Source organism: Aminobacter sp. P4_H6_2 (genome assembly GCF_056400805.1).
The window spans coordinates 1-4525 of sequence record NZ_JBFUKO010000453.1; the positions used below are offsets into that span (position 1 = coordinate 1).

Below are 4525 nucleotides of genomic sequence, written 5' to 3' on the forward strand. Positions count from 1 at the left end.
GATGGATAATTGGCGCAAGATGTGGTAGTTCGAAGGCGGAATTGCTTCTTGAAAGAGTTTAGATGAATTCATTTCTAGATCGGACATCTGATGGGTCGGGTTCTTCCTTTGCTGGCACTGCGAGCCTTCGCCGAAACCGGACGCCACGGCAGTATCAAGCGTGCCGCTGAAGCGTTGGGGGTGACTTCTGGGGCCGTGAGCCAGCAATTGAGGTTGCTTGAGGAGCGCACTGGCGCGCCTCTGTTTTCGCGGACACGATATGGCGTTGCGCTCAACGAAGCCGGCGCCAGCGTCCATCCGGCGGTCCTTCGTGCCTTTGACCAGATCGAAAATGGCCTCGACCTACTCGAGGCCAGAAATGCGGTGCAATCCGTCACTGTGTGTACCGTGCCATCATTCGCGGCGTCCTGGCTCGTTCCTCGCCTGGGACGCTTCACCAGCCGGCACCCTGAGATCGAGGTTCGGGTCGAGGCATCATCCGTGCTGGTGGATCTGCGCAAGGGGAGGGTGGATGTCGCAATCCGCCACGGCCTTGGCGACTATCCGGGCCTTGATGCCATCCATCTGATGGCCCCCGAACTGATACCGGTGGCGAGCCCCGCGCTGCTTGCCAGCGGACCTCAAATAAAGGAGCCCGGCGATTGCCTTGCCTACCCCCTCCTGCAGGACTCAGACAGGGCCGACTGGCGGCTGTGGCTCAAGGCGATGGGGATCGAAGGCGATGCGCGTATCGAGCGGGGACCTTCGTTCGACGACGATTTTCTGCTGATCCGCGCCGCCGAAGCAGGGCAAGGCATGGCGCTCATTCGCGATATCTATGCGAGGGAAGAAATCGCCTCTGGCCGGCTTGCTGTCGCCATCGAACGCCCATGGCCGACCGCGTTCGCGTATTATGCCGTCACCTTGCCGCATGTCTCTGAACGGCCCGCTATCGCGCGCTTCATTGCCTGGCTCATGGAAGAGGCGCAAATAGGCTGAGCTACTCCGCCCATTCCTTGTCGGCGGTGAAGGCGATCGTCAGCCAGCGGTCGGGACCTTCATCGCCAAGGGCGTCGCCGATTTCGTCGCGCAGCCGGTCCCAATCCTCGATCGATTTCGCGGGCAGGCCGGGAGGCACGATGAAATAGAGCTCGATCTGCGTCAGACGGCCGACCTTGGCGACATAGGCGCGATAAGAAACAAAGCCGTGTTTCTTTACGGTTGCGCGGGCGATCTCGTCGACATGGGCCTTGAGCGTTTCCGGCGTGATCAGCAAAATGTCCGAAAACGCCTGGCGGACGGTGCCGATGGGCATCGGGATGATGATTAGGCACACCAGCGCCAGCACGACGGGGTCGACATAGGGCGCGATCCAGGCGAGCCCGGTGCCTTCGACCAAGCTGCCACCGATGAAGGCAACCAGTAGCGCAGCCGTGATGCCGCCGGACATCATCCATGCGGTGACGTCCAAGGTGACGAAGTCGGACTGGATTTTTCGGTTCGCGCGGCTGCCGATGAATGCCATGGTCAGGCACGTGGCTAGCGTCACTGCCGCATAGATGATGGCGAAGTCGAACTCGAGCTGATGGCCGCCGGCAAGCAGGTTGGCGATGGCATTGATCAGGGCGTAGATCGACACGCTCATCAAGACGATGCCGTTCATGCCCAAGACGATGGGCTCCAGGTGCCAGAAGCCGAGCGAAAAACGCTTGTGCAGCCGGCGGTTGTGGGTGGCATTGCTGGTGATGAGGCGTGCGACGATCAGCGCCAGGATCGTCATGGTCGCATCGGCAAGCGAGTAGGCCCCGTCGAAAGCGATCGAGAACGAACCGCTTAAAATGCCGAAGACAATGCCGAAAAGCGCGACGACGAATGTCACGGCGATGGAGATTCTCAGGACCTTCGTTTCGGTGAGCATGGCGTAGCTATGAAATAGCCGGGTGCCGATGTCCACCGCCCGTGGGGTTGAGGCGCTGCAGGCTTAGGGGGCGCCAGCAGGCCAAGAGTTCGGTTCGTGAGGTGTTCCGCGCTACTGGCCCAGTCCGATGTTTTTTGGCGGGTATTTCTTGAAGGTCGCGGCATGCCCCTTCATCTCGGCCGCCATCGAGGCCAGGAAGGCATTCATGCGGTGCCCGACGGGATACTGCTCCTTGGGGTCGATGTAGAGGTTGAACAGCCAAGGCGCGAGGCCGACGTCGCTGATGGTGGTCATGTCGATGTTCAGCCACTGCGCATGTTCCTCGACCACCTTCACATGGATCTTGTATTCATACATGCGCATGGCCATCAGGTTCTGTTCGCTCCAGATGAAGACCTTCTCGCGGTTGGAGCGGCCATCGTCGGCGAGCAGGAACGAAGTCTGGTCGATACCGTCGATGTAGCGGTCGGTCGGGATCTTGGCTTGGATGCCGGCGAGGTGAAGCGACGTGTTGAACAGGTCCATCAGGTCGAAGAGATCATCGCTCTGGCGACCCGGTGCGATCATGCCCTTCCAATAGGCGATGCCGGGAACGCGCACGCCACCTTCCCACGCGGACGCTTTGGCGCCGCGGAATGGCGTGTATCCTGCATCAGGCCAGCTATCCAATTGCGGCCCGTTGTCGGAGGTGACGAAGATGAAGGTGTTATCGAGCACACCTGCTTCGTCGAGCGTCTTGACGATTTCGCCGATATAGGCGTCGACCTCGACGACATCGTCCTTGTAGGGATATTTGCTGGCGCTTTTGCCCTCGAATGCCTTGCTGGCGAAATTATCCGCGTGCACCTTCATGAAGGCGTGCTCCAGGAAGAAGGGAGCTTTGCCGGCGGCAAGTTCCTTGATCTTGGCGACGCTGAACTCCTTCGTCATCCGGTCGCCTTCCGCCATCGTCTCGATGCTGTCGATCTTGACGACGTCGGTTGTTTCGCCGCCCTTGAGTCCGTGCACCAGGGAGTCGCTTGAACCGGTCCTGCGCAGCATTTCGAGACGCTCGGGATTGAGTACGAGGTCAGGATAACGGCGCTTGTCGACGCTCTGGCTGATTTCCTTCTCCGCCTCGTAGAATCCGTAGAATTCGTCGAAGCCGATCTCATGTGGCCGCATGCCCTCGGCAGCGCCAACGTGCCATTTGCCTGACAAGACAGTCGTGTAGCCGGCCTCGCCAAGTAGCTTCGGTAACGACGTTTCGTCAGCCCACGGGTTCTTGGTGATCGTGTCGCCGGCGAGGATCGGGCGGGTGAGGCCGGTTCGCACCGGCAAACGGCCGGTCAGAATGGCGGAGCGCGTCGGCGTACAGGTGGGCTGGGCGTAGGTCGCAGTCAGCTTGAGACCTTCCTGCGCCAGCCTGTCCATGTTGGGCGTCGCCGCTCCGATGGCAGCGCCACCGCCATACGCCCCTGGATCGCCATAGCCCATGTCGTCGATGACCAGCCAGACGATGTTCGGGCGTTTGCCGGTCTTGGCTTGTAGCGCATCGAGCTTGGCCTGTGCTGCCGCAGCCTGATCGGAATGCTGGAGTGCCGGTTCCATGCTTTCGCTGGTGCGTTCAGCCTTGCTCAGCACCGATTGCGCCATGGAGCTAGCAGCGCTCGATAGCAGCAACGCCCCACAAATTGCCAGGACACGCGAATGGCGTGACAAGGCTTTCATCAGTCGATCCCCCGTCGCTGTTGGTATGGAAACGCTACAAAAGTGCAGAAACCTGGCAGCCGGATCCGGACAATCGCGCAGACCTTGCCACAGGCCGTAAGACGTCAGAAATGGAAACATCTCCAAGTCATGCCGGCTAGTCAATCGGTCGCCACTATTGCGGCATGCATCGAAGCGTGGCGGCTACGATCGAGCCTGCCTGTGGTCCGAGTGGGTAATAGAATTTCTAAGATCTGGACGCCTTGATCCTGACCTTGGGCACGCCGGAACTGTCCAGCTTGATTTCAATAGGTCCATCGACGGGCTCAGGGGGAGCCGCGACATTTGTGGCCTTCGCATCCTCCAACCGATCTGCCTGCAGCAACTCGTTTGCCTTGGCCGTCTTCAGGCGCTCGAGTTGATTGATGTAAAGTCCCGACATCTTGGCCTCCCGATCAGTGGAGCATAGCTGGGCTGTGGCCCTGTCAGGTGCTGCTGCCGTTGGAGGCGAGGCGAATGTTCGATCGTCCGCCGCTTGGCACCACCACGATCTGCCTGACCTTGCCCTGCTTGAAGGCGGTGAGGAAGCGCTGGTAGTCCTTGAAGGCGACGCAGCCATGGGATTCCGCCTGTCTGCCGCGCAGCAAGTAGCTGTGGGTGAGGAAGCCGTCGCGGCCGTACTTGTTCTTGCCGTCGACGGGGAGCATGCGGATCGCCTCGACGCCGTGGAAGCGGCTTTCGCGCATCTTCAGGTTATAGGTGTGGGGCGGGGTCGGCCCGTTCATCTTGACGTTCACGTAGCGCGGGTCGTCGGCCATGTTGCCGACGCCCGAATGGGCCTCGAGCACGCTGCCGTCGGGCATGTAGACCTTGGCGGCGCTGATATCGTAGACGGCGACACCGCCTCCCGCCCTTGATCCACCGCCGAACAGATTGCGC

General features: G+C 60.6%; 5 protein-coding genes. 1 reads left to right on the plus strand and 4 read right to left on the minus strand.

Features of this window, described 5'->3' with window-relative positions; all coding sequences use genetic code 11:
- The first annotated feature begins 90 nt into the window (after positions 1-90).
- Complete coding sequence (locus AC1DUU_RS24110) at positions 91-978, plus strand: LysR substrate-binding domain-containing protein (protein WP_476785906.1); 888 nt, start codon at positions 91-93, stop codon at positions 976-978.
- 1 nt (position 979) lies between these two features.
- Here AC1DUU_RS24110 and AC1DUU_RS24115 read toward each other — a convergent pair whose 3' ends face one another.
- The 4 genes from AC1DUU_RS24115 to AC1DUU_RS24130 form a co-directional block, all read right to left on the minus strand.
- Positions 980-1897, minus strand: coding sequence for a cation diffusion facilitator family transporter (locus AC1DUU_RS24115; RefSeq protein ID WP_476785907.1), 918 nt, complete (start codon positions 1895-1897; stop codon positions 980-982).
- A 111-nt stretch (positions 1898-2008) separates the two neighbouring features.
- Complete coding sequence (locus AC1DUU_RS24120) at positions 2009-3607, minus strand: arylsulfatase (RefSeq protein WP_476785908.1); 1599 nt, start codon at positions 3605-3607, stop codon at positions 2009-2011.
- Between the two features lie 226 nt (positions 3608-3833).
- Complete coding sequence (locus tag AC1DUU_RS24125) at positions 3834-4028, minus strand: hypothetical protein (RefSeq protein WP_476785909.1); 195 nt, start codon at positions 4026-4028, stop codon at positions 3834-3836.
- 43 nt (positions 4029-4071) lie between these two features.
- A partial coding sequence (locus AC1DUU_RS24130) for a DUF2778 domain-containing protein (RefSeq protein WP_476785910.1) occupies positions 4072-4525 on the minus strand: 454 nt, incomplete at its 5' end.